Source organism: Paenibacillus sp. FSL W8-0426 (genome assembly GCF_037969725.1).
Taxonomy (GTDB): domain Bacteria; phylum Bacillota; class Bacilli; order Paenibacillales; family Paenibacillaceae; genus Paenibacillus; species Paenibacillus hubeiensis.
The window spans coordinates 1481067-1506598 of the sequence record NZ_CP150203.1 but is presented as its reverse complement, the minus strand read 5'-3'; the positions used below and the strand labels follow the sequence as shown (position 1 = coordinate 1506598).

Sequence of the window (25532 nt, the reverse complement as noted above, 5' to 3'; positions counted from 1 at the left end):
AGGAGCGTGGGCGGGTTGAGCAAAGCCATTTTGATGTCTGATAACAGTCTGAAACTGTATGAGCAAGTCGTGCATTATCTTGTTGTTCGCATCGAAGCCGGTGAATGGGCCGAACATGAAAAGATGCCTTCCGTACGCAGCTTGTCCGAACAGCTCGGCGTTCACCGGCTGACCGTGTTCAAAGCCTATCAGGAGCTAAAGGAGCGCGGACATGTATATGTCAAAGACAAAGCGGGTTATTTTGTCAGCCCGGCCGATCCCGCTCCGGTGACCGACCAGGCGGATGACCCTGCCGTTTCGGCGTGGCTGCATTGGGATTCGCTCGCGCGGGTACAGTCGCTTGAAGCAGACTTCCAGTTTTCCAAATCGCTGATCGATCCGGCCCTTCTCCCCAATCTTTACTGGGGAGAGCTGATGCGGGAGCTGCTGGACCAATATCCGCGGCTGCTCGGAACCTACTCGACCATTCAGGGCGATCTGGAGCTGCGAAGCGCGCTCGCCGCCCATTTGACGGCAAAGGAACGATTCTTTGTCTCGGCGGATGAAGTGCTGATTGCGACAGGCGCGCAGCAAGCCATCGACCTGATTGCGCGCAGCCTCATCCGGCCCGGCGACCGTGTCATGGTGGAACGGCCGACCTACGGCCCCGCCATGGAAATTTTTCGCAAGCAAGGGGCGCGACTGGTTTTTGCGGACATGCATGACGAGGGTTATGACATGGAACAGATCGAACGGCTGATGCGCCAAGAGAAACCCCGGCTGTTCTACCTGACGCCGACGTTCCAGAATCCGACGGGATTGAACATCGGGGCCGAGCAGCGCAAACAGCTGCCGGAATTGGCAGAACAGTACGGCTGTTTCCTGTTGGAGGACGACAGCACCTACGACATCTATTTCGGCGAAAAACCGCCGCCGCCCATTTTCACCTACGATACGACCGGACATACGCTGTACATTCGCAGCTACAGCAAATATGTCGTACCGGGCCTGCGCATCGCGGCCATCATGTGCCGGCCGCGCTTCATGCCCGGGCTGCTGGCCATCAAAACGCTGGCGGATAACGGCTCCCCGCTGCTCAACCAGAAGCTGTTTCTCCGCTATTTCCAATCGCCGCGCATGCACCAGCATCTCTCCAAGCTGCGGACCGCGATCCAGTTGCGCATGGAAGTGATGGAGCAATGCCTGCTGGAAACGGATTGGGTCTGGACCAAACCGGAAGGCGGGCTTAATATTTGGGCAGAGCTGCCGGAAGGCATCGATACGGGCCGTTTGCTGCACCGATGCATGGAGCATTCGGTGGCATTCGTGCCAGGCACGGTGTTCGACCCTTCTGACGCAAGCGCAAGCCGCAAGCTGCGGCTCTCCTTCTCCTACGCGCACGAACAGCAAATCCGCGAAGGCATGGGTCGGCTCATCGAGATTGCCCGGAAAGCATGAAACGTCCTGCTTGCTCTGCACGATAAACGAATAACCCGAATGGTCCGGTTATCGCGACCCCTCGGGTTATTGTTATGGTTGAAGCGTCTCCGTTCCTTGATCAGGTTCCGGAAATCACCTTGTCAATCAATCCATACTCCACCGCTTCCGCCGAAGTCAGGAAGTAGTCCCGGTCCGAATCCTTCTCGATGCGATCCAGCGGCTGGCCCGTGCGATCTGCCAGCAGTTGGTTCAAACGCTGGCGGTGCTGGATGATCCGGTTCGCATGAATCAGCATATCCGACGCCTGGCCCCGCGTGCCGCCATGCGGCTGGTGGATCATGATCTCGCTGTTCGGCAGTGCCATCCGTTTGCCTTTGGTGCCTCCGACGAGCAATATCGTGCCAAAGCTGGCCGCCATGCCTGTGCAGATCGTGGAAATATCGGGTTTCACAAACTGCATCGTATCATAAATCGAGAACCCGGCTGTAACCGAGCCTCCCGGACTGTTGATGTACATTTGGATATCTTTGTCGGGATCCTCTGCGGTCAGAAACAACAGCTGTGCCACGATGGCATTCGCCATCTGGTCCTCGATTTCCCCGGACACCATAATAATGCGATCTTTCAACAATCGGGAGTAAATATCATAGCTCCGCTCTCCGCGGGCTGTCTGCTCCACTACGTATGGTACTACGTTCATGCTTGTCGCCTCCTCGGTTTATGCAACCATGCAGACGGCCAAGCCTGCCCCAAACATGCGCGGAACATCCTGGCCATGCAGCACGGGCTGCATCGTTTGAGACGGCAGAGCCTGCAAAATCGTGCCGGCGACGGCCATCGGGTCATCGCTCCGGTTCAGGCACAGATCGATTAGCGCCACGGCATCGCCGGTGCGGAACGCCCTCAAATAGCTGCGCAGCTGCTCTGCGCCTTGCTCATCTTCCCGCAATCCATAATCCGGGCCGGTCGACGGATCGTCGGAACCCGAATCATGCAGCCTTTGCCTGATCTTTGCAAGCGCGGCTCGAGCCCGGCTCAGGGCAGCTTTGACCGCTCCCTCCGTCGTATCCAGCAAATCCGCTGTCTCTGCCGCCGTATATCCCAACAGATCCCTTAACATATAAATGACCCTTTGCCATGGCGGCAGCCCGTTGACCAGCAGACGGACCGCCAGCTCCAGGTCTTCAAATCGTTCTTCGTGCTCCGTGTCCGCAAGCAGCGGTTTCAGGCTGTCCAGCTTCCGTGACAAGCGTGCACGCTTGCGAAGCTGGTCAATCCACGTATTACGCGCCGTGCGGACCAGATAGGCCTCCCAGTTCATTTCCGGGTTTGCATCCTTCTGCCCGGCATATGTGGAGGACCATGCTTTAAGACATGTTTCCTGCACCAGATCTTCCGTCTCCCAGACGGAACCCGTCAGCGTCATGCAATAGGCATACAGTGAACCAAGCGTTTCGGTCAGACTTGCCGCTGGCGCTTGGTTTATGCCTGTCTCCTGCTGCGCATTCCCGGTCGAAATTCCCGGATCGCCAGAAAATGCAGACATTGTGATCGGTTTGGTGCCATGGTTCATAATTCGGTTGGCATTTCGCTTTTGTTCATCAAGTGGTCTGTTGATTCTGCAATCGACGGACTTCACAAAGGCCATGTAAGGGGCCCCCCTTTGTTGGTTCCTGATTGGTCTTACATCTTGTAAACGAACAGCGGTCCGCAAAGGATACGCAGATTAGCGATTTTTTTTCAACAAGGTTCCGTTTCCTTATCCAACGTTATGGTCATTCCTGCGCGAGCCAGCGTAATACCGCCAGGCAAGCCGTAATCTTTCCTTAGATCCACATCATGGGACATGTGGGTGAAATATGCATGCCTAGGCTTCACCTCGTCAAGCAGCTCTTGCGCTTCGCGCATGTCGTACACCGAGCGTGTGGAGAATTCCGCCTGCTCGTGCACAAAGCTCGTTCCAAGCACCAGCACGTCCAGATCATGCAGCAGTTCCTTTTCGTTCGGCTTCAAATCGATGGCATCGGAGCAATAGGCCCAGCGGTATCCTTCCCGTTCCAATCGATATGCATAAGAATATCCGTTTTTGCCGTGGCACACTTTCCAGGAGGAAATCTTCCATCCACCCAGCTCAATGCCCTCATCCGTTTCCAGAAAGTCCATATGCCTGGACAGCCACGGAAATTGACCTTGAATGACCGCAATAACCTCGCGCGGTGCATACAACCGTCCTTTAACCCCAAGCCAGCGGCATGCATCGGCCCATTCCGGCAAACCTCCGATATGATCAAAATGCGCATGGGTGATCAGCAGCGTATGCACCATTCGGAGACCCAGCCCTTCCATCTGGGACCGCCAGTCCGGTCCGCAATCGATCAGGATCCTTCTTTCATCATCTGTACCGTGAAGCAGCACGGAAGATCGCCTGCGCCGGTTGACGCCTGTGCTCCGGGCTTCCATGCAAATCTCGCACTCACAATATACGCGCGGAACGCCCATCGCATCACCTGTGCCTACAAATGTCATCCGATTCATCCAACTCATTCGTATTCCCCTCTCGTCACGTCCATCTTAACTACTGTTGATTATATGTCATCCTCGCTTTTTTGCAAAAAAAGACCACCCTGATGCGGTACCGCTTCCGCATCGGGATGATCCTCTGACTCTTCGCGAATAACCTTGCTATGTATTGCTGCTTGCCGTTACCTGAGACTATGCCAAGGCGCGCAGTTTCAGCGTAAGCTCCTTTCCTGCGGGCACGTCCACGGATTCCGCGACGATCCAATTGCTTGCCAATCGCCGTGCCAGTATTTCGGCTTGTTCCGGCTTCAGGCGCAAACCGGTCACGATGCCTTCTCCTACGGTGAAGTCTTGATCGGCCTTCAAACCAAAGGCTTTCTCCAGCCAAATGCCGAGTCCACCACGAGTATTAAAGGTCATTCGGTACCCGTCCTTCACGGCTTCTTCCAGACGCTCGCCATGCTCTGCAGCATAGGACAGAAACTCGTCGTACACGTAATAATCGTCAGCCACTGTATCGAAGCCGGACGCGTTCTGCGTCCGAATCGCCTCCAGTATGGCCGCATCCGACATGCCGTTGATGCGTGCATGCTCCACGCGGATCGCCGTGCTTTGTGATAATTTGACTTCAGTATTCATTCCATTCACACCTTCCTGTAATAACGCTATGTTCATCGTCCCGATTCATTATAGCCTGTTCGTTCCGTCAGGTACAAAAAATGCCCCGACCGCAGCCAAACGACAAAACCTCCAGCGAGGTGCTGGAGGCTCCATGATGATCCGGTATGATCCGACTGCCGCTTCTATAGGCCTGCCAGCACCTGGTACCATACGCCGCGTTTGGAATACAGCGTATTCCGAACCTCATCCCATCCGCCAAGGTAGTCGATGTCGAACAAACCTTCGGGAACCGGGAATTCGGATGCCGTCTCCGCAAAAACGTCAGGGTCGACCGCACGAAAACCGTGCTTGGCGAAAATGCGCTGCGCTTCTGGTGTACGCAGATAGGCCACAAAAGCTTCCGCCAACTCGCGTTTTCCGTTTTTGTCCGCGTATTTGTCCACGACGACCGCCGGATTTTCGATCAGGATCGTATCTTTCGGCACCACGATATCATACTTTACTCCTTTGGCAATCCGGGCGAGCAGCTCATTCTCGTATGTTACGATGACGTCGCCCACGCCGTATTCGAAGGCTGCCATCGACGACCGGCCGCTCTTGTCCAGCGATTCCACATTTCGATGTACCTTCTCCAGAAACGCCTTCGCGGCCGCCGGGTCTTTCTTGCCTTCCTGCTCCTCCGACTGTTTCAATCCAGCGCCGTAAATGGCATTGATGTCCCACTGGGCTCCGCCTGACGTTTTGGGGTTAGGATACAGCACCTTGACGCCGGGTTTCGTCAAATCTTCAAAGTCCTGAATGCCGAGCGGATTTCCTTCGCGCGTGCCCAACACCACGATGGAACGCGTGATCATGCCGTTGTAAGGTGACTGCTTCCATTCAGGCTGCACCAGATCCGCTTTGACCAGCTTGTCAACATCGCCTTCCATGGCCAAAAGCGCAACATCCGCCTCGAATCCGCCCACGATGGCTCTCGCCTGTGTGCCCGAAGCCTCGTAGGATTCCTGGAAATGAACGGTTTTGCCCGTCTTGGCCTTCCATTCCTCCTGAAACTTCGGCAGCAATTCCGCCATGGCATCTTTGACGACGCTGTATGCCCCAATGACCAGCGTATCCGATTTCGCTTCTGCGGAGGAGCCATCCGCTGCTTCGCCTGTTTCCTGCCGGTTGCTGCAACCTGCCAGCGCGCAGACCAACAACAATAACAATGCGGCATATACCAGAGCGATGCTTTTTTTCCTGGTCTGCATGTACAGTCCCTCTTTTCAAAATTCAGCTTAGTTGACTGCTTGCAATCACATATGATTGTCGATCGGTTACTTGAACCGAGCAATCATTCATCCCTAAATCATGACCGGCATCGGATCTTCCTTGAGCGCATTTTCCACAACCCAGCTGTCCGAATCGTTGAACAGATAGGCCCGATGCACCAGCACCCGGATCTCCTGCCCGATCTCCAGCGTTGTTTTCTCCAACGAGCGGTACGTAATGAGCTTGTGGCCTCGCACTTCCACTTCAACCATCCATTCGCTGCCACGGAAATGAAGATGCTTTACGGTACCTTTTTCCGTTGCCGACAGCATCGTGAATTCGTTCTCGAGACCGATCTCGATATATTCCGGACGAATCAGTGCCCGGGTAGCTTCTCCTTGCGCCGCTCGTTCAAAACCTTTAAGCTCGGCAGCATTCTCCACCACGGTCGATTCGCCGATAAACGTAGCCACAAAAGGGGTCTGCGGGTTTTTGTAAATCTCCCACGGCGTGCCCTTCTGCTCGACCCGTCCCTGACTGATGATCATGATCTCGTCCGCCACCTCAATGGCCTCATCCTGGTCATGGGTAACAAAGATGGACGTAATGCCTACGCGCTCGATCAGCTCTCTCAGCCAAGAGCGCAGCTCCTGGCGGATCTTGGCATCGATGGCGGCGAACGGCTCATCCAGCAGAAGCAGCTGCGGCTCCGGCGCCAACGCTCTCGCAAACGCCACGCGCTGGCGTTGTCCGCCGGACAACTGGTGCGGATAACGCTGCTCGAACCCTTTGAGTCCGGTCAGCTCGACCAGCTCCATGACCCGATCTCGAATTTGCGCTTTGGGCGTCTTTTTGACCTTGAGCCCGAAAGCGATGTTATCGAATACGGTCATATGCTTGAATAACGCGTAATTCTGGAATACGAATCCGATGCCGCGCTCCTGTGGAGGCAAATGATTCACCACGTTTCCGTGAAAACGGATCTCTCCGGAGTCCGGGCTTTCGAGGCCGGCCAGCATGCGCAAAATCGACGTTTTGCCTCCGCCGCTCGGACCGAGCAGGCCGATCAAGTGACCTTTGGCAATATCGAACGAAACATCCTTGACCGCATGAAACTGACCGAAATGTTTGTTCAGATTCCGAACCTCAACATGCATCTCAATGCACTTCCTTTCGCTTCTTGGCCCATTCCATGATGAGCAGTAGTAATGCGGAAAACGTTACGAGAACCAATGCCACCCCGTTGGCGGCCGAAACGTTGAAGTTTTCGACGTCCTGATAGACAAGCGTTGTTGCGGTTTGCGTTTTGTTCATGATATTGCCGGATACGACAAGCACGGCCCCGAACTCGCCGAGAGAACGGGCCACGGTCAACACCAGCCCATAAATGACGGCCCAGCGGATCGAAGGCCAGGTCACGCTCCAGAAGGTTCGCCAGCTGTATGCCCCCAGGGTAGATGCAGCCTCTTCCTGTTGAGAACCCAATTCCTGCAGCACAGGCATCACCTCGCGGACCATGAGCGGAAACGTGACGAACAGCGTCGCAATGACCATTCCGGGGAAAGCGTAGACCACGTTGAAACCGATCCCCTCAAAAAAACCGCCCATGATGCTGTTCGGTCCGAGCAGCAATACAATCATCAATCCGCCGATGACAGGCGATACGGCATATGGCAGGTCCACGATGCTGTTCAGCAAACCTTTGATCCGATCGCTGAGCCATCCTGCACGAACCAGATAGATCGCCATCATGATGCCGAACAACGTGTTCAGCAGCGTGACAACGAGCACGACCAGCCCTGTCATCATTAGCGCATGCAGCGCTTCAGGCCGCAGCAGCCCATCCAGCAATCCTCCGAAACCATCTTCGAATGCACCGATGATAATCCGTCCAAGCGGAATAATCAGCAAAATAATGAATACCAGAAAGGTAAGTCCGATCAACAGTCTTCTCATCTTCTTCTCCCCCGCATCTGCACCAGATTGATCAGCCAGAGGATCAGAAATGACAGTGTTAACAGCAGCACCGAGACGGCTGCCGCTCCGGTCGGATTATCGCTCTCGATTTCCCCGTAAATAAATACGGAGGCGGTCAGCGTTCTGCCCGGGATGTTTCCCGCCACGAGTACGACGGCCCCGAATTCGGCAAGGGCTCTGGAGAAAGCGAGCATGCCTCCGCTAATCATGCCCGGCAGCATCGATGGCAGAATCACCTGCATAAAGGTACGGGCCTTGGATGCTCCCATCGTATAGGACGCTTCTTCTTCAGAAGGATCGATTTCCTCCAGCAAAGGCTGAACCGCACGGATGACAAAAGGAAAGGTCACAAACGTCATCGCGATGACGATGGCCGGCTGATGAAATACGATTTGGAACCCGAGCGATTCGGCCAACTTGCCGATGGCGCTTACCGGACCGAGCAGCAGCATGATCATTAATCCGCCCACCGCCGTCGGGAGTGCAAAAGGCAGGTCCACCAGACTGTTAAGCAGCGATCTGCCCCAGAAACGGTAACGCGTGAGCACCCAGGCAACCATCGTGCCGATAACCACGTTGATCAGCGTAGCAATCACCGCCAGCCGTATAGTCAACAGCACGGCTTTCCAGGCAATCGGGTCCATCACGCTTTCCGCAAAATTGGCCCATCCCTCAGAGAATGAGTTCACGTAGACGCCAATGATCGGAAGCACGATCAACACTATGAAATACAACAATACGGTACTGCGGAATCCCCAAGTCCATCCTTTATGACGAAGAACGGTATTCATTACTGCATTCCCTCCCAGCCTCCGGCTTACTCCGGTCGGCGCTCTTTCCGCTGAATACAACGATTTCCCTTAGTTGGTTTTTATTCCTTTAATATTATTCCCATTAGTCTACTTGGTTTTGACTTATCTGATACTTTACCAGTTTACAGTACAGGTCGTCAATGCTTTTTCGAGAAGAATTGCTGGGGTTCAGCGGTTTGTTTCAACGCTCTGGATTAAGGTACAATTTGAGTATGTAATAAAGATGATCTTTCTTATAAGCAAACCATTTCAAATCGTGGATATGTAAATGAAAAGGAGTGTCACCACCATGCTGCAAACGATGAATCTGTCCACAACAAGACGGGACGAAATGAAGGATATTACGCGCGAGGTTGAGCAGGTTGTCCGCAGAAGCGGCGTGCAGAACGGCACCGTGCTCGTCTACTGCCCGCACACGACGGCAGGCATTGCCATCAACGAAAATGCGGATCCTGACGTAAAACACGACGTGCTGCTGCGCATGGATGAAGTCTACCCTTGGGAGCATCCGCAATACCTGCATGCTGAAGGAAACACCGCTTCCCATCTTAAATCCATAACGACCGGACCTTCACAAACGATCATCATTCATGAAGGGCGGTTGCTGCTGGGTCGCTGGCAAGGCATTTACTTTTGCGAATTCGACGGACCTCGTTCCAGGGAATATTTCATCAAAATCATGGAGGGCTGAACAAACACGAACAGGCGGTCCGCCCTCATTCGGGCCATAAACCGCCTGCTCTTTTCTTTTCTGCATATTAACTTTCGTAAGATAACGTAATAAAGAATTAATGTTATGACAATTCACCGCCCTGAAGTATGAAGTGTGACGAAAGCGCCATTATTGGACGCCAGGCTGGTGTTGAAGATTGCGGCATAACACTTTTACATGTGTCAGAGCTGCTGCTTCGATCTCGGCAAACGTCAATCGGTCTTGTATATAGTAAGAGATAAATCCATGCATCGACAGAAACAATGTCCTTGGCACACATTGAATGTCTTCCTCCGGGCAGCCTTCCTCTTTCATGTATTGGCGCACAATGGAGGCAAACAATTCGAAGCAGCGTCCCTGCTCCGTCCTGCAATAAGACAATAATTCCTCATCCCGAATCATAAACATGATCTCATACTGATACGGATTTTCCAGCGCAAAACGAATGAACTCCATCATGATCTGCTCCACTTTGGTCAACTCGCTCGTTCTAGGCCTGACCATGGCTTGCAGCAGCAGATGTCCCAAGTGGTTGAAATCTTCAACCACGATGGCATAAAACAGTTCTGCCTTTTCCTTGAAATGGTAATACAGCGACCCATGACTATAGCCCAGATGCTGGCCGATGCTCCGCATCGAAATGGCGCGGTATCCTTTGGTTATAAAAAGATGCCTCGCCGCCTCCAGTATCCGCTCCCTCGACAACTCCTGTTCGACTGCTCTTCTAGCCATATATTTTATTCCCCTTCAATAAAATAAAGCCGCTGTCCCTCCGTGACCCGGGATTGCCCTTGCGTCAAATCCGTGATCCAGGCGATGAATGCCTCGGTCTCACTATCCGGCGGAAGACAAGTCAACGTAACCTTATCGGTAAAACTCGTTTCACCTGTACGGACTTCCCGGCTCCTTAATTCATTCTCCACTTTGCCCAGCCACGTGTAATCCAGCTCCACGAATACTTCGCGATGCAGAACCCGCGTAATTCCTTCTCCTGCTTCGATGGCTGCAACCGCACCATCCGTGTATGCACGGATGAGCCCACCGGCGCCGAGCATGATTCCCCCGAAATAACGCGTGACGACGATGGCCACATTTTTCAATTGCTGGTTCCGGATGACTTCAAGAATCGGCTTGCCCGCCGTACCGCTCGGTTCGCCGTCATCGGACTGCTTCTGAATCTCATCCCGCTCGCCAATCATGTAGGCTGAACAGTTATGCGTAGCATTCCAATGTTTTTTCTTGATTTCATCGATAAAAGCAATGGCCTGCTCTTCAGTCTCCACCGGCATGATATGCCCGATGAAACGCGACTTCTTTATGACGATTTCCTTGTTTCCCGGTCCGCGGACCGTACGATAACGTTCAAGCATGTCGTTCCAACTTTCTGATTTGATCCATTTTACAACAAAGCAGTTCCCCGCGTAAACGCGGACGAACTGCCCTGTGTTCACAACATCGGACCTCGGCAGCCGAAGCTGCCTAAATCCGGAATGCTGTTCCATCCTTTATAACCAATCTATATGAGCAAAACGATGAATTATTCGGAAAGTCTCGCTTCCAGCGCTGCTTTCTCTTCTTCATAGCCTGGTTTGCCCAGCAATGCAAACATGTTTTTCTTGTAAGCTTCAACGCCCGGTTGGTCAAAAGGATTGACACCCAGCAGATATCCGCTAATGCCGCATGCTTTTTCAAAGAAGTATACCAGATAACCGAACGAATATGGAGTCATATCCGGAATGTTGACGATCAGGTTTGGCACTTGGCCGTCCGTATGCGCCAGCAACGTTCCTTGGAATGCTTTTTTGTTGACGAAATCCATCGTTTTTCCTTCCAGGAAATTCAGTCCGTCCAGATCGTCCGGATCGGCTTCGATAGAGATGTGTTCCGCCACTTCAGCAACCTGGATTACGGTTTCGAAGATATTGCGGCTGCCTTCCTGGATAAATTGTCCCATGGAGTGCAGGTCTGTCGAGAAGTCGACGGAGGCAGGATAGATGCCTTTGAAGTCTTTACCTTCGCTCTCGCCGTACAGTTGTTTCCACCACTCGGACACGAAATGCAAGGATGGCTCATAGTTTACGAGAATTTCCGTGCCTTTGCCTTTGCGATACAACGCATTACGAACGGCTGCATATTGGTAGGCTTGATTTTCGGCTACGTTCGGGTTGCTGTATTCTTTGGAAGCGTCAGCCGCGCCCTGCATCATTTCTTCGATGTTGATGCCTGCAGTCGCGATTGGCAGCAATCCGACAGCCGTCAGCACGGAATAGCGTCCGCCCACGTCATCCGGAATGATGAAGGACTCATAACCTTCTTCATTAGCCAATTTTTTGAGAGCGCCGCGCTCTTTGTCCGTTGTTGCATAAATGCGTTTGCGAGCTTCTTCTTTGCCGTATTTTTTCTCCAGTTCAGCGCGGAAGATCCGGAAAGCAATTGCTGGCTCCGTTGTTGTACCGGATTTGGAAATGACGTTCACGGAGAAGTCTTTGCCTTCGATCAGGTCCAGCAGATGGCTCACATAAGTGGAGCTGATGTTGTTGCCTGCAAAATAAACTTCTGGCGTTTTGCGTTTTTCTTTTGGCAAATTGTTGTAGAAGGAGTGTGTCAGCATTTCGATCGCTGCGCGTGCACCAAGGTAAGAACCACCAATACCGATTACGATCAGTACATCGGAGTCGCTTTGGATTTTGGCGGCTGCCTTCTGGATGCGGGAGAACTCTTCTTTGTCGTAAGCGGTTGGCAGGTCGATCCATCCCAGATAGTCGGAACCCGTTCCTGTACCGTTATGAAGCTGCTCATGTGCCAGGCGGATCGGTTCAGCAAAATAATCCACTTCATGCTGGCCTACAAATTGCAGGGCAGTGCTGTAGTCAAAGGTCACTTTTTTAGCCATGATATTAAACCCTCCTGATTATATGTGTTTGGTCCGTTTCAATGAATCAACTTAGCATTAGGATACTGCAAATCCACGGGGCTGACAAGCTTGCGAAACCAACTTTGTCATCCGGCAAACGAAGTAAAAAGGGTAAACCGGACCTTGCTCGCAAGGCCCTGCTTACCCTTATTGTGTTATTCCGCCGGGTACGAGCAGCAATAATCGGTAACGCTGCGTATCTCCAGTTTGAATTTGGAATTGGCAGGCACATGGAATGTGGCTTCGCCTTGAATCTCCAGCCAGTTTTCCTCGCCCGGGAGCAACACTCTCAGGTCGCCGGACAGAATCTCCATGATTTCGCGGGAATCCGTACCGAACTCGTAGCTGCCTGGAAGCATGATGCCCAGAGTGACTTTGCTGCCATCTCCCAAAATTACCGTTCTGCTGGTTACTTGGCCTTCATAATAAATGTTGGCCTTTTTAACAACGCTGACTTGATCAAACTGTGACATTCGTACCCGCTCCCCCTGAAGTTAAATAGACGTTATCTTAAGCGCTGTGGTTATTACAGCAATGCTTTTACGCGGCTAACCACGTTTTCCACAGTGAAGCCGTATTCTGCGATGACGCGGTCTCCAGGCGCGGATGCACCAAATGTGCTGATTCCGAGAATGTCGCCTTGGTCGCCAACGTATTTTTCCCAACCCATCGGGTGAGCCATTTCAATCGCCAGACGTGCTTTGACATCAGGCAGCAGGACGGATTCTTTGTATGCTTTGTCTTGTTTGTCGAACAAATCCCAGCTCGGCATGCTGATGACACGAACTTGAATGCCTTCTTCAGCCAGCGCGGCTTGAGCTTTGACAGCCAGCTGCACTTCGGAACCTGTAGCGATGATTTGAGCAACGGCTTTGCCGTCTTTCGCATCAGACACAACATAAGCACCGCGTTTTACGTTCTCGCGTGCGCCTTCTACCGTTCCTTCGAGGATCGGCAGGTTTTGACGAGTCAGCACCAGCGCAACCGGGTTGTTTTTGTTTTCGAGCGCATAAGCCCATGCTGCGGAAGTTTCATTGCCGTCAGCCGGACGGATGACCGTCAGGTTAGGAATGATGCGCAAGGAAGCCAATTGCTCGATTGGTTCGTGAGTCGGTCCGTCTTCACCAACAGCGATACTGTCGTGAGTCAGAACGTACGTTACAGGCAGACCCATCAGAGCTGCAAGGCGTACAGCCGGACGCAGGTAGTCGGTAAATACGAAGAACGTACCTCCGAATACTTTTACGCCGCTGTGCAATGCCATACCGTTCATCGCAGCAGCCATGCCGAACTCGCGGATACCGAAGTAGATGTTGCGGCCGGAGTAATCTTCTGGCGTGAAGTTGGCGATGTTGTTCAGGTGTGTCATTGTGGAGCTTTCCAGGTCGGCAGAACCGCCTGTCAGATAAGGCAGGTTAGGTGCCAGACCGTTCAGGGCGTTACCGGATGCCACGCGTGTGGATACCGCTTTGTCTGTGGCCGCGTATTTAGGCAGATCGCGATCCCAGCCTTCAGGAAGTTCGCCGCTGATTGCCGATTCGAACTGAGCTGCCAGCTCAGGGTATGCTTTTTTGTACTCGGCGAATTTCTCGTCCCAAGCTTTGTTTGCCGCGATGCCGCGCTCTTTCACTTGTGCGAAATGGTCGCGAACTTCAGCAGGCACGTAGAAGTCCTCTTCGTATACCCATTTATAGAATTCTTTGGTCAGTTTGGCTTCTTCCGCACCCAGTGGGGATCCGTGCGTACCGCCGTGGCCGCCTTTACCTTGTTTGTTCGGGCTGCCGTAACCGATCACGGTTTTCACTTCGATCAGTGTAGGACGAATGCTTTCCGCTTGTCCTTCCTGGATTGCTTTTTCAATTGCAGGCAGGTCGTTGCCGTCTTCAACGCGCAGCACTTGCCAGCCGTATGCTTCGAAACGCTTCGCGATGCTTTCGGAAGAAGACAGGTTCAATTCGCCGTCCAGCGTGATGTCGTTGGAGTCGAACAATACGATCAGTTTGCCGAGGTGCAGGCGTCCGGCAAGCGAAGCCGCTTCATGGGATACGCCTTCCATCAAGTCGCCGTCGCCGCAGATCGCATACGTATAATGGTTAACTACATCAAAATTGTCTTTGTTGTAGGTTGCGCCGAGTTGTGCTTCAGCCATAGCCATACCTACAGCCATTGCAATCCCTTGGCCGAGTGGTCCTGTCGTAGCATCAACACCCGCAGTGTGCCCGAATTCCGGGTGACCAGGCGTTTTGCTTCCCCATTGGCGGAATTGTTTCAGTTCTTCCATAGGCAGGTCGTAACCGCTCAGGTGCAGCAAGCTGTACAGCAGCATGGAACCATGTCCTGCGGACAGCACAAAACGGTCCCGATTTACCCATGTCGGGTGAGCCGGGTTATGTGTCATCGTTTTAGCAAAAAGCTGGTATCCCATCGGAGCGGAACCCATCGGCATGCCCGGGTGTCCGGATTTTGCCTTTTCGATGGCGTCAATCGCCAGTGTACGAACCGTCGTGATCGACAGGTTGTCGATTGTGCTGTTTACGTCCTTTTGAATCGCTTCGTTCTTGTCAGTCATGGTTTGTCCTCCTCATGTCTTTAGATAAGTCGGGTGCGCAAGCGAATCCCTCTCATCATACAAGCAAACCGTATATAACAATAAGTAAATCCGCTTGAGTGTTTCATTTTGACTTATTCACTTTTGTATTGTATCACTTGGCGAGGCGCTTTTCCATAACCTCTTTTCGGCGAACAGGGAAATTCGGTCGTTGGAGATCGTGAAAGTGGCTTCCGCTCAGCTTTGGGGCGCAAATTGCCCGCCATATACCAAATTTGCCCAGGCCATGCCGATCCCCTTACATTCCTCCACAACTCGGATCGCCCCATGCTTCCATCGGATGAAGTATAACCCGAAACCGGAAAACCATACTCTTTGTGGAACAATGCCATAAAAAAAGACGAACTCCCCTCTCAATGAACGGGAGCCGCCTTCAACAGCCATTATGCATGGCTTTACAATTGCAGATTAATCCTGCACAGCACTAAACTATAAGGTTAAAAAACGACCGTTTTATTTTCGTGAACCAGCACCCGGTCCTCCACATGCCACTTCACTGCCCGTGCCAGCACGACGCGTTCAATGGTGCGTCCGATGCGTTTCAATTCGTTCACGTCGTCACCATGGCTTACACGCTGCACATCCTGCTCGATAATCGGTCCGCCATCCAATTCTTCGGTAACATAATGCGCCGTCGCTCCGATGATTTTTACGCCGCGCTTGTATGCCTGAGCATACGGTTTGCCGCCGACGAACGCCGGAAGGAACGAATGATGAATGTTAATGATCCGGTTGCGATAATGTTCAATGAACGTTGGCGAGATGATTTGCATATAACGCGCAAGAATGATCACGTCGATATCGTCGCCGATGACTTCCAGCTGGCGTTTTTCCGCCTCGGGCTTGGTCTCTGCGGTAACCGGAATGTGATGGTACGGGATACCGAAAGATTCCACGTAATCTTTCATATCCAAATGGTTGCTTACGACCAGGGCGATATCGGCATCCAGGTCGCCGGCCTGCCATTGCCATAACAATTCCACCAGGCAGTGGTCTTCCTTGGATACAAAAATGGCGAGTTTCTTTTTGCGGCTCACCGCCGTCAACGTCCATTCCATCCGGAACTTGCCTGCCACTTCGGCGAAGTCTGTCTCGAGCTTGTTCAAATTGTCAGACAATTGCGGCAGATCGAACTCGACGCGCATGAAAAACATGCCTCCGGCCGGGTCCATCGTATATTGGTCGGACTGAACGATGTTTGCACCGTGCTGGTGCAGGAAATGCGATACGGCTGCTACGATTCCGGGTCCATCCGGACAGGAAATGAGCATCCGCGCCCGGTCGGCGCGGTTTTGTTGATCAGGACGTAATTGTTTGGCATGAATCTCCATCGGGTACTTTTCCTCCTTAAATTAAGCCGTGACGAGCAGCTCTTTGCCGGCCAGCCAGGCGATCAAACGATGATTCAGTTGTTCCTCGCTCAAATCCGGGAACAGGGCAGATTCCGTCACCATGTCGTACAGGCGCTCCAGCGGCTCGCGCGGATCGGCCTTCTTGGCTTTGGCATCATTTTTGAGCAAGTTCCATACATCGAGAATATAAGAGCGCGGATTGATTTCCTTGCCTTCGAAGAAGTGATGCAGCTGCTCGACTTCAGCCAAAAATGACTGGCCGAAACGGCCGGCAACATCACCGCGCAGCAAAGCGATTTCCACCTCATACATCGGGCGCTGCGTCTTGGCATCTTTGCCGATCCACGGGGTTTCCAGAATGAACGGACGCCCCTGAAGCTTCTCGTGATGCACAACCCGGTTAATCGCTTCGAACCCGATCCATCCCGAGCCGATCGGGGTGTGGCGGTCCTTGCGTGCGCCCACCGGATTTTTGCTGTCATTGATATGCATGACGGCAATGCGATCCAGTCCGACGATGCTGTCGAATTGTTCGAGCACGCCGTCCAAATCTCCCACGATATCGTAGCCTGCATCGTGAATATGGCATGTATCCATGCAGATCGTCAATCGTTCGTTATGCTTGACCTTTTCGATAATCTGTGCGATCTCTTCGAAGCTGCGTCCCATCTCCGTACCTTTGCCGGCCATCGTTTCCAGAGCGATATTGACATCCGTCTCCTTCACGCCGTCCAACACCTCGTTCAGGCCTTGAGCAATGCGCTCAATGCCGTAATGCGCATCCTTGTCGGTGAAAGCACCGGGATGCAGCACGATATTTTTCACGCCGATGGCATGCGTCCGCCGAATTTCTTCCTGCAGGAAGCTGACGGCCAGCTCGTACGTATTTTCTTTGTAAGAGCCCAGGTTAATGATGTACGGCGCATGCACTACGATTTCATCCATGCCCGCAGCCTGCATGGCCTGTTTGCCTTCTTCGATGAACATGGATTCAATGGGCTTGCGGCGCGTATTCTGCGGAGCACCCGTATATATCATAAACGAACTTGAGCCGTACGAGGACGCCTCATTCGTTGCACTCAATAATCCCTTGTCCGAAAAGGACACGTGAGAGCCTATTTTAAGCATCATTCATCCCCCTTTGTTTGAGTTATCCCCTATTCTAACGCGATTATCGAAATAAATCTAGAAATGCGATATAATTCGGAATACAGGCTATTTTTAACAGCATTCCGGAACATGGGTAGCGGAGGGTTTCTTTCGCAAAATTCAATGAACCGAGGTGACCTTTTACAGTGATGTTCGATCCACTTGTTTTGACGCTGGCTAGCAGCTCGCCCAGCAACTGGTTTATGAACACGATCGCATTTTGGACAGTCATCCTGTTAGGCAGCATGTGTATCGGCGGTTTTTTTATGATGCGCAAATTTCTGAAGGTATTGCCCAAAGCGGACGGCAAGTCCAAGCTGGATTGGCAAAATCACTGGGTCGAAACCAGCCGGCATTTATGGACGGACGACGCCAAAGCCTTTTTGGATCAGCTGGTGGAGCCGGTGCCCGGACCGTTCAGGGACATCGCGAAGCATTCCATTGCGGCTGAAATCGGCAGAATCGCCATCGAAAGCAAAGCTTCCGAAGTCACCCGCGACCATTGCATCAAGGGATATATTATCGCCACGCCCAAGCGGGACAATAAGTTTCTTGTCCGTTTTTTGCAAAAAAACGAAATTGATTATTCGCGTTACGAACATTTGATGAACAAATGAAAAAGGATAAGGTTTTAAGAACGTCGCTTTTGGTGACTCCTCATGATAAACGAATAGAATCCCACACAGGCTCCGGCAGGTCAAGTTTCAGTTCATTCTTACCGATCGGGGCTTTTTTCCAATGATCGTTGTTGTTGAATACCTGCGATAGATACGCAAAAGGGAGTGCCCACTATGAAAATAGCCATCTGCGGCGGAACCGGATTTATTGGAAGCGCATTGACGGATTACTGGCTGAAGTCCAATCACCATATCATGATCATCACTCGAAAGCTGCCGGAAAATAAACGAGCGGCATATCCGAATCTGGAATATGTATCCTGGGAACAGCTTGAAGTTCAGCCGGAACGTATGGAGGGCTTCGATGCGTTGGTTAATCTTGCGGGAGAAACGTTGAATCAACGCTGGACGGGCAGCGCCAAGATGCGGATTCTGGAGTCGCGCGTAACGACCGCAGCCAAGGTGGCCCGCCTCGTGTCTTCGCTTGAACGCAAACCGGAGGTGGTCGTGCAGGCTTCTGCCATGGCGATCTATGGAACATCGGCAACGGAAACCTTTGACGAGGACAGTCCCCTTCATGCAGCGGATTTTCCGGCACGCGTTTCGGAACGCTGGGAAGCCGCCTCCAAGGAAATTAAAGGCACAAGGCTTGCCTTCATCCGGATCAGTCTGGTGTTGGGTCACAAAGGGGCTTTTCCACTCATGAAGCTGCCCTACTTGGTTGGATTTGGCGGCAAACTGGGCAGCGGCAAGCAGTGGACGAGCTGGATTCATATTCACGATATGGTGAGGCTTATTGATTTCACGGTGCAAAACAAAGCCATTTCCGGTCCGGTAAACGCGGCTGCACCGCATCCGGTAACGAATGACGAATTTGGAAAAACCATCGGAAAGGTCTTTCGCAGGCCTCATTGGTTTCCGGTACCGGGCTTCCTGATCCAGGCACTGGTAGGGGAAATGTCTATGCTTGTGCTGCAAGGGCAGCGCGTCATTCCCCAAAAGGCGCTGGATCAGGGTTTCCTGTTCACTTATCCGACGCTGCAAGAAGCGTTGGAAGACCTTAAATTACACTGATTGGACCGCTCGGTAGGTGTAGACGGACTCTGCCAAAATGAAGGAATCTCCGTCATGGAGCGGATATTCCTTGTAAGGGGCAAGCAGCTGCCCCTGAAGGACCGTTCCGTTCACGGAACCGAGATCTTTAATGGCATAACCGGTTTTGTTCCTGCTGAGTTCAACATGCGCACGGGATACTCCGACCGCTGCGTCAACCCACTGTACCATGTCTGCCGACCTTCCAATAACAAACGAGGCTCCCCTTATGTCCATCCGCTCGCCCGGCTCCCCTGCAGGGGATCTACGCTCCAAATAATACAGGGGCAGTCCCGTGTCTGCGCCTTTGAAGCCGCCGGCTTCTTTCATGGATTGCAAATTGACGGTAGCTTCTCTGGACACGTCAAAACGCATGCTGTTCTCTGTGGATGCTGCCGAATCCTGTAACTGTTCTTTGTCCGAAAAATGCGGGTGCGGCAAATCCTGTACCATGCTTCCCTGCCGACGATTATACGGCATATCCATGCGATGAACATTCGTGTTCAGATGCGGACTTTCCGGGGCGGCGTCTGACCCCGGCAATGGATCTTGCAACTTGCTGGGGTCATCGCTTCGGCGGGCTGCAAACGGACCTGCATGGCCTGCTTGATTGTTCCAACGCCAGCTTTCCTGAAACATCTCTTCTTCGCCGCCGCTTTCCCGTTGGCGTTTACCCAGGGCAGGAAACGAAAACCTCCCTCGCCCTTTCCACGCCCATACTGCTGCCCCAAGCAGGATGATGCTCAGAGCGGAAGATACCATCATTTCCATCTGTCCGGGCTGTTCCATGTAAATGAATCTCCATATCAAAGCCATGCCTACCATGCAGCCCAAAGCGATGTATGTCACTTTGGCAGACCCCGCATCTTTACCTTCGTCATCCACGTCCGTCTCAAGGTTCTGGTCCTCACCTGAATCCACAGAGCTTCGCTTGAACATCCTCTTCTTCGAGTCATGGTTGGATGGCTTCTCCGATTCTACGGCAGAACGCTCGCCGGATCGCGACAAAAAGGGCTGCGGCTGTCCCGTTTCCAAAGCTGAAGACATTATGCCTCTGCGTTTGAACAGGAAAGACTCCGGCTCCGATTCCAAACCTTGATGCGTGCCATGGGACACAACATGAAGCTTCGCCTCCATTCCGGACACGGCAGCCGGATGAACGGAGGACGCAGTTGTCTTCTCTGGATCATCCTCGCTTTTTTGCCCGTTCGCATACAATTCCAGCAACAGCTCCCGAAGGTGCCTGATATCCCAGCTCTCTTCATGGCATAACTGGAGCACGCGCTGAATCCCTTCACCCTGCAATTGCTGCACATGGGCCATCAAACGGATAACAAGCTCCCGAAATTGCTGAGGTATATCTGTCTGGGCTGCATCCTGGATCGGAACGTAAATCATGCCGATTCCCCCTTGATCGAGCGACCCGTTAACGAACAAATAATCCTCCTGCAGAATAAACTTGCATGACTCCAGCATATATTGCCTGCTCTCCAATAGCGTGTCTGCGATCTGGAACAACAATCCGTACAGCACGTGAAGTTTGATCTTTTCCGTCTTCAACGCATGAGAGAGCATCTTGAATCCCGCGATATCATATTGAAGAGTCACCTTAAGATCCACTTCGCGGATATGGACCGGCAACACTCTTGCAATGCGATTGGAGGCCAGCATTCCGACCTGCACGCTGCTTAACTCGTCCATCCGCAACCCATCGGGCCTCTCCAGCACCATGAACACACCGCCGTTGCGAACAAAATCCCTCGTCAATCCAAACATCGTTCTATTCCTTCCTCCTTCCTCAGCCGATCTACATCAAATATAAATAAGTGCTGACAAATCCGGGCAATACCGCCAGCATAAACGGAAATTTCAGCGTTTTCCCCTTGCCGACCAGCCTGATCGAACCCAATAGGAAGAAGCCGGCCAGGCCGCCAACGATGCTGCGAAATCGCCTTGCCGCATCTTTTCGGAACAACACAATGACAAGCCCGATCGCGCCCGCATATAACACGGAATAAACGACGACATGAATGCCGAACAACAGCCCGGTCCAGGACCCGATTGCACCGAATAGCTTCACATCCCCCGCGCCCACGGCACCGATGGCATACATCGCAAACAGAACTGCAAAACATACGGCAAATCCCGCGGCCGAGAAGAACAAGCCATCCCAGCCGCCCCAAGCGGCATGTGCCGCCGTCCCCACCAACATCGCAGGCAAGGTGAGACGATTCGGAATCTTCATCGACCGAATATCGGTGACGAAGGCTGCCATTACGACCAGGCCGCAAACCAGATAAAACCATTCCATGCTCCGCCCTCCCTTCAATCATTTGGATGCCACGTCAAAACTGGTTTCGGTCACTGCGCCATCGGCCGTCTCGACCACAAACGTCCATGTGCCTTCCGTCGTCCTGGTGCCGACGAACCAGTTCCATTCGATGACACCATTCTCGTCCGCCGTGGCCCAACCGATGTGTTTGGCCGTGCTCTGGCCGGATTTGTAAAAAATCGTAAGGTTCGCGCTTATCCCGGGGTCCACCTTGACTTTCACCGTGGCTTTGTTGCCAACGTACGCCGGCTCCGGTTTGGACAATACAACCGCTGCTGAACTTGCCGAATTAGCCCCCTCACCGGAGCCGCCAGAGCCTTCTCCCGTATCTCCAATCCATGCACGTTCGGCCGCGGCAGCCTGGATACGTAACGATTTGCCCAAAAAAGGAACCTTAACGGGAAGCTCATAACTCAATTCCACCATAAAATAAGGATTCTGCTTATTGCGAAGATCGGGAACGGAAATACCGTTCACGTGAATTCGTTCATAATCAAGGACACGTTCATTAATGAAAGGTTTAAGCATCGGTTTTACCGTTGGATCAAGCACCGATTCCAAAACGGAAGTTTTGATTTCCTGTAAAGGCTGTTCGCCGCGGGCGGCTGCCGCTCGAACCCAGTCGTTGAGAGGCTCGGGAAGTGAAGAAGCATATTTTTCCGCCCACTCCTCCAGAGACAGCCCTGGCAGTTTCCAGCCTCCCCCTCCCTCCCCGCCTCCGGCCGAATCGCCGGGCGAGAACGCGAGTGAGACCGGATAGATCTGGGCAGCCAATTGCTTCACCGCCTCGCCCGCCGTACTTTGCAATGAAGTGGAAATAAGCGTCATCTGCACGATATATATAAGGAACATGACGAAGAAGAGAAATACCGGCAGCACCAACGAAGCCTCCAAAACGATGCTCCCCTGCTCTTGGGGCAACGGAGCCATTGGCATGTTTGCCCGTAATGATTTCCTTTGATCCTTCTTCCGCCAAATCGTAAGAGTCCAGCGCAAGTGCAGCTTCCCTCTCATTCGCCATGCCTTGCCCGACTGCTGAAATTGCTGCTTTCGATGGAGTTGCTTGTCCATGTTCCCTCCATGGAATCATCATTAAATTTAATAGGAATAATCCGCTCGGCGTTCCACGAACAATCGTCCGTCTTCCACCTGTTCCTCACTGCCCATTACGGCCCCTATGCTTCGCACAACGCCAGGCAAAAACCATAATCTGATACTGCTGCGCGTCGATCCCGCTGCATAGGTTTGCTTTTCCTCCGGATTCACCCCGGTATTCCATCGGATCAAAGCGAGCATTCTGGACAATTTGCGTTCATTGTTGCTATGCATCAACAAAAACAGGCGAAGATGATCCCGGTATGTAAGTTTGATCTTGATCATTTTGGACAACTCTACGCTGCCTTCCTTGGCTAATGTGAGCATGTCTTTGATGGCATGAGTAATGCCATGCAGTATGGCGGCAGACAATACAAGCAGCGGATTCCCAAGCTTGCTGTTTTCGATCAATCCCTCTGCCGTACGAATGGCAAGCCTTATACCGAATATTTCCGCGTATGCCGCAGCGATGTTGCCTGAAGAGTTGTGAAAGCCGTAGATGATATATTCCAACTCCTGATTTTTCAAGTCAAATACGTCATCCGCTCCTCCATCCCCTTCGGTCCATCCGAGCAATTGCCCGAAATCCATCGAATTAAAGTAAGCCAAAGCATATTCATTCTGAAACAGCTCATCTCCCAGATTTTCGAGCAGGCCTGACATGCCCCCGAACAAGCTGTCCATGCCGCTCATCGCATTGCCGCCGGACTCGTACGGATCACCTGCGATTCCCGCCTTTTCGGAGGTACTGGCGCCCGCCTGATTAAATGCAATGTTGGCATTGTAAAACTTCTCCAACGATTTGAAAGCCTCCGACGAAGCCGAACCGCCGTTTTCGATCCGCGCCAACACGCGCCGGACCTCCTTCAATTTGCTCTTGGACTCCTTGTCATTGGCTTTGCGCTGCGCATCGGACCCGCGACCGCTCTCCAGCTCGCGTTTGCTCTGGAGAATGACATTGGAAGCGCCATTGCGCACAAAGCTGTCCATATAACGCTCCGTCGCTTGGCTGGCTTGTCTGACTGCCTGTTTAATCGGAACACCGTGCTGGGAAGTCACGTTGCGAAGCTGGTTGTTAAGTTCTACGCCAGCCTGTCTTACTTGAGTAAAGTCAGATGTCTGCGCGCTGACACGCTCACCCAATCGGTCAAACAGACCTTCCTCCCTCACCAGTTCGGAAGCAAGGGAACGTGTATCTCGCGCCTCGTTTCCGTTTCCGGTGGAGCCGGGGCTCTGGCCCGGCAAATCGGAACTGCCCACTTTGTCATAGTCGGCATTCTGCAGACGATTCTGCCCTTCGGCAATGACCCGTTTCATTTCTTCATTGATGCTGCGGGCCTCTTCGATTTTGGTGATCGCCTCCGGCAAGTTCGTCTGATGCGCTTGGGTCGAGGACTGCATGCTAGCGCTAATCCCCATCACTACATTGTTCACGCCCGAACGATATCGCCCCAACTCCGATATATATTGCTGTTCCAGAAGCGGCAGTCCTTCATCTGCTGTTTTTTTGCTCCAGAAGTCGGTATAACGTGCTGCAGCCTCGGCGGCAGTAACAGGCGCTTCCTCAAGCATTTCGTCGTAAATGGCCCCGTTTGGCGGATTCATGACAAGTTCCGGCAGGCCCTTCAGCTTCGCCGCGGATTGTTCCTGTATTTCGATGGCCTCGTCCAGCAGTGCCTCGCGCTTGTCGTACAGCTTCTGCAGTTTTTTGAGCAAATCCACCGTATGAGCCGCTTCCTTCATCTCTCCCGACATCGGTTTGAAGCGGTTGATCACTTCAAGGGTAAAGTCGACGGGAGCCCGGTACTTCATGTCTTCCTGGATTTGTCGATTGAAGATGGCATACTTGCCCAATTCTCGTTCCATGCCAAGAGAAGTGGTGTCCCACTGAATATCAAGAATGGGAAAGGCGTCCTTCACCGCCGAAGGTTTCACGCTATCGTTCAGCACTTTGGCCATCATATTTTCCCCGCTGCTATCTCCGTATCCGAATAGCCCGTATTCCCGAAGCGCAGGGTCATATGCCGACATTACAGACCTCATCGCAGCATGCGTCATCCGTTCAACCTGTACCTTGAAAGCCGCAATGCGCGCATAATCGATAAATACCGCCATGAACATATACACCCCCGCCAGAATCAATATTAAAAACAGGGTGACTGCCCCTGATTCGCCATCTCTTTTTCTGAACAGCAGAGCCTCCTCCTTTGCTACTTTTTGCCGTTCCCGAAATGCTGAATGACTTGCCCCGCTTCTGTTGCTGCTTCTGCGGCCGCTCCGCCCCTGCTTTTAAACTTAGCAGCGTAATAGCGGGCCAAATCCACCGTTCGAATAAACTCGACAGGCTCAACCACGGCGGAAGCACCTTCAGTTTGTACCTCATCGCCCGAATCAAAGAGAAAAGAAGGCAACGGCAATGAAATAACCTGGTTAAGACGGACCGTGACTTTCCGTTGCAGCAGCGAATTCGCGTATTCGATCGTGCCGGTCATGCCGGAGGGCATGCCCTGTACGGCTTGAGCCAATTTTTGCTCGGCAAGCCCTTCTCCCTCGCTAGCTGGTATGGAAACCTTAGTCACGTTGTCGGCTCCCGCCCAGCCGAATAAAGCGCCCAATAACTGATCATCTTTCAAACGCCAATACAAACCGTCAACATCTGAAACAGCGTACTCGCCGGTCAAGGCTTTTTTGTGGCTGTTGTCCCAACTGTAGGCCGCTCGCTCCGAAGCGGCATAGGCATGCTGATTCAGAAACGTTCTTTGGTACATGTACATGCCAAAAAACAATAGCAATGCCAACACAAAGAGCAGCACAGGAAAGACCAGGGAGGCTTCGATGGTGAAGCTCCCCTCATCGTTCCTGAATCGTCTATTCGAAAAATTCATTGCTTTTATCGCTGACTTGACCAAGCAGCCTCGTTACCAAAGCTTTGATCTGATCCTTGAAAATCAGAGCGATGATAATAATGACGCCAATAATCAGGATCAGTTCCAACGTCCCCAAACCATCTTCTTCCTTCCAAAATCCTTCGATTTTTCCTCGTGTCCATTCCAGCATGCCG

Annotated in this window: 25 protein-coding genes; 4 read left to right on the top strand and 21 right to left on the bottom strand. The window is 52.5% G+C overall.

Features of this window, described 5'->3' with window-relative positions:
* Positions 1-15: 15 nt before the first annotated feature.
* On the top strand, positions 16-1437 hold the full coding sequence (locus tag MKY59_RS06825) for a PLP-dependent aminotransferase family protein (RefSeq protein WP_339276702.1): 1422 nt from the start codon (positions 16-18) through the stop codon (positions 1435-1437).
* Between the two features lie 100 nt (positions 1438-1537).
* Here the strand turns inward: MKY59_RS06825 and clpP are convergent, their stop codons facing one another.
* From clpP to cysT, 8 genes are all read right to left on the bottom strand, one after another.
* The gene (gene clpP / locus MKY59_RS06820; protein ID WP_236415048.1) at positions 1538-2119 is read right to left on the bottom strand and encodes an ATP-dependent Clp endopeptidase proteolytic subunit ClpP; all 582 of its coding nucleotides are present in this window, start codon (positions 2117-2119) and stop codon (positions 1538-1540) included.
* A gap of 18 nt (positions 2120-2137) precedes the next feature.
* Positions 2138-3067, bottom strand: a complete 930-nt coding sequence (locus tag MKY59_RS06815) for an RNA polymerase sigma factor (RefSeq protein ID WP_339276700.1) — start codon at positions 3065-3067, stop codon at positions 2138-2140.
* A gap of 92 nt (positions 3068-3159) precedes the next feature.
* Positions 3160-3954 carry an MBL fold metallo-hydrolase gene (locus MKY59_RS06810; protein WP_339278344.1) on the bottom strand — a complete coding sequence of 265 codons (795 nt, stop codon included), beginning with the start codon at positions 3952-3954 and terminating at the stop codon, positions 3160-3162.
* A gap of 177 nt (positions 3955-4131) precedes the next feature.
* Positions 4132-4578 (bottom strand): hypothetical protein, encoded by a 447-nt coding sequence (locus MKY59_RS06805; RefSeq protein ID WP_236415050.1) that lies wholly within the window; start codon positions 4576-4578, stop codon positions 4132-4134.
* Positions 4579-4742: 164 nt separating this feature from the next.
* Complete coding sequence (locus tag MKY59_RS06800) at positions 4743-5810, bottom strand: sulfate ABC transporter substrate-binding protein (RefSeq protein ID WP_339276698.1); 1068 nt, start codon at positions 5808-5810, stop codon at positions 4743-4745.
* 93 nt (positions 5811-5903) lie between these two features.
* The gene (gene cysA, locus MKY59_RS06795) at positions 5904-6968 is read right to left on the bottom strand and encodes a sulfate ABC transporter ATP-binding protein (protein WP_339276696.1); all 1065 of its coding nucleotides are present in this window, start codon (positions 6966-6968) and stop codon (positions 5904-5906) included.
* A gap of 1 nt (position 6969) precedes the next feature.
* Entirely contained in the window at positions 6970-7767 is a 798-nt protein-coding gene (locus MKY59_RS06790; protein WP_339276694.1) for a sulfate ABC transporter permease subunit, read from the bottom strand.
* A complete protein-coding gene (gene cysT / locus MKY59_RS06785; protein WP_236415054.1) occupies positions 7764-8579 on the bottom strand; it encodes a sulfate ABC transporter permease subunit CysT in 816 nt (271 codons plus the stop codon). The genes MKY59_RS06790 and cysT overlap by 4 nt, the downstream gene beginning before the upstream one ends.
* A 310-nt stretch (positions 8580-8889) precedes the next feature.
* On the opposite strand from cysT, the gene MKY59_RS06780 reads away from it, so the two are divergent.
* Positions 8890-9291, top strand: coding sequence for a secondary thiamine-phosphate synthase enzyme YjbQ (locus tag MKY59_RS06780; protein WP_339276692.1), 402 nt, complete (start codon positions 8890-8892; stop codon positions 9289-9291).
* Between the two features lie 150 nt (positions 9292-9441).
* On the opposite strand, the gene MKY59_RS06775 is transcribed toward MKY59_RS06780, so the two are convergent.
* The 7 genes from MKY59_RS06775 to MKY59_RS06745 form a co-directional block, all read right to left on the bottom strand.
* A complete protein-coding gene (locus MKY59_RS06775; protein ID WP_236415056.1) occupies positions 9442-10044 on the bottom strand; it encodes a TetR/AcrR family transcriptional regulator in 603 nt (200 codons plus the stop codon).
* Between the two features lie 5 nt (positions 10045-10049).
* Positions 10050-10682 (bottom strand): YigZ family protein, encoded by a 633-nt coding sequence (locus MKY59_RS06770; RefSeq protein ID WP_236415057.1) that lies wholly within the window; start codon positions 10680-10682, stop codon positions 10050-10052.
* Between the two features lie 167 nt (positions 10683-10849).
* A complete protein-coding gene (locus tag MKY59_RS06765) occupies positions 10850-12205 on the bottom strand; it encodes a glucose-6-phosphate isomerase (protein ID WP_339276690.1) in 1356 nt (451 codons plus the stop codon).
* 176 nt (positions 12206-12381) lie between these two features.
* Complete coding sequence (locus MKY59_RS06760; RefSeq protein WP_236415061.1) at positions 12382-12699, bottom strand: pyrimidine/purine nucleoside phosphorylase; 318 nt, start codon at positions 12697-12699, stop codon at positions 12382-12384.
* A gap of 53 nt (positions 12700-12752) precedes the next feature.
* Complete coding sequence (gene tkt, locus MKY59_RS06755) at positions 12753-14795, bottom strand: transketolase (RefSeq protein WP_236415063.1); 2043 nt, start codon at positions 14793-14795, stop codon at positions 12753-12755.
* 476 nt (positions 14796-15271) lie between these two features.
* On the bottom strand, positions 15272-16165 hold the full coding sequence (purU, locus tag MKY59_RS06750) for a formyltetrahydrofolate deformylase (RefSeq protein ID WP_236415065.1): 894 nt from the start codon (positions 16163-16165) through the stop codon (positions 15272-15274).
* Positions 16166-16186: 21 nt separating this feature from the next.
* Positions 16187-17314 (bottom strand): deoxyribonuclease IV, encoded by a 1128-nt coding sequence (locus tag MKY59_RS06745; RefSeq protein ID WP_236415386.1) that lies wholly within the window; start codon positions 17312-17314, stop codon positions 16187-16189.
* Between the two features lie 170 nt (positions 17315-17484).
* Here MKY59_RS06745 and MKY59_RS06740 point away from each other — a divergent pair, with 170 nt between their 5' ends.
* Both MKY59_RS06740 and MKY59_RS06735 read left to right on the top strand, forming a co-directional pair.
* Positions 17485-17952, top strand: coding sequence for a DUF2621 domain-containing protein (locus tag MKY59_RS06740; RefSeq protein WP_236415388.1), 468 nt, complete (start codon positions 17485-17487; stop codon positions 17950-17952).
* 174 nt (positions 17953-18126) lie between these two features.
* A complete protein-coding gene (locus MKY59_RS06735; RefSeq protein WP_236415067.1) occupies positions 18127-19026 on the top strand; it encodes a TIGR01777 family oxidoreductase in 900 nt (299 codons plus the stop codon).
* On the opposite strand, the gene MKY59_RS06730 is transcribed toward MKY59_RS06735, so the two are convergent.
* The 6 genes from MKY59_RS06730 to MKY59_RS06705 all read right to left on the bottom strand — a co-directional run bounded on the left by MKY59_RS06730 (position 19018) and on the right by MKY59_RS06705 (position 25528).
* On the bottom strand, positions 19018-20820 hold the full coding sequence (locus MKY59_RS06730) for a DUF6382 domain-containing protein (RefSeq protein WP_339276685.1): 1803 nt from the start codon (positions 20818-20820) through the stop codon (positions 19018-19020). The genes MKY59_RS06735 and MKY59_RS06730 overlap by 9 nt on opposite strands.
* Positions 20821-20851: 31 nt before the next feature.
* Complete coding sequence (locus MKY59_RS06725; protein ID WP_339276683.1) at positions 20852-21355, bottom strand: A24 family peptidase; 504 nt, start codon at positions 21353-21355, stop codon at positions 20852-20854.
* Positions 21356-21373: 18 nt separating this feature from the next.
* Positions 21374-22447, bottom strand: coding sequence for a TadE family protein (locus MKY59_RS06720; RefSeq protein WP_339276681.1), 1074 nt, complete (start codon positions 22445-22447; stop codon positions 21374-21376).
* A gap of 27 nt (positions 22448-22474) precedes the next feature.
* Positions 22475-24586, bottom strand: a complete 2112-nt coding sequence (locus MKY59_RS06715; RefSeq protein ID WP_339276680.1) for a hypothetical protein — start codon at positions 24584-24586, stop codon at positions 22475-22477.
* A gap of 95 nt (positions 24587-24681) precedes the next feature.
* Positions 24682-25356, bottom strand: a complete 675-nt coding sequence (locus tag MKY59_RS06710; RefSeq protein ID WP_339276678.1) for a TadE/TadG family type IV pilus assembly protein — start codon at positions 25354-25356, stop codon at positions 24682-24684.
* Positions 25340-25528, bottom strand: coding sequence for a Flp1 family type IVb pilin (locus tag MKY59_RS06705; protein ID WP_339276676.1), 189 nt, complete (start codon positions 25526-25528; stop codon positions 25340-25342). The genes MKY59_RS06710 and MKY59_RS06705 overlap by 17 nt, the downstream gene beginning before the upstream one ends.
* Positions 25529-25532: the final 4 nt, after the last annotated feature.